Origin of the sequence: Veillonella sp. ZSJB6, from assembly GCF_051549505.1 — a bacterium.
Taxonomy (GTDB): Bacteria; Bacillota; Negativicutes; order Veillonellales; family Veillonellaceae; genus Veillonella.
This window is the reverse complement of the sequence record NZ_JBPUGE010000050.1, coordinates 1-272: the sequence shown is the minus strand read 5'-3', so window position 1 is coordinate 272 and position 272 is coordinate 1. Positions and strand designations below refer to the sequence as shown.

The following is a 272-nucleotide window of genomic DNA, read 5'->3' as shown; positions in this document are numbered from 1 at the left end:
CCCCCGACGATCGCATTCGATCCATTCGTCACGTCTCCCTTCGCGCCGCATCCCATGATAGGGGCGCGGCATGAGCATCACCACGGTCGGCCTGGATGCCGACGACACCCTTTGGCACAACGAGACGATCTTCCGCCTGACCCATGCGCGGTTCGTCGATCTGCTGGCCGACCACGGCGACGAGGCGACCATCGAGGCGCGCCTGGCCGAGACCGAACAACGCAATCTGCGCCTCTATGGCTATGGGGTGAAGGGCTTCACCCTGTCGATGA

1 protein-coding gene is annotated in these 272 nt (G+C 64.0%); it reads left to right on the top strand.

All coding sequences use genetic code 11. The features are described 5' to 3' along the window. Positions 1 to 70 precede the first annotated feature (70 nt). The coding region (locus tag ACSV5T_RS09850) for a hypothetical protein (protein WP_438320994.1) at positions 71 to 272 on the top strand (202 nt) is incomplete at its 3' end.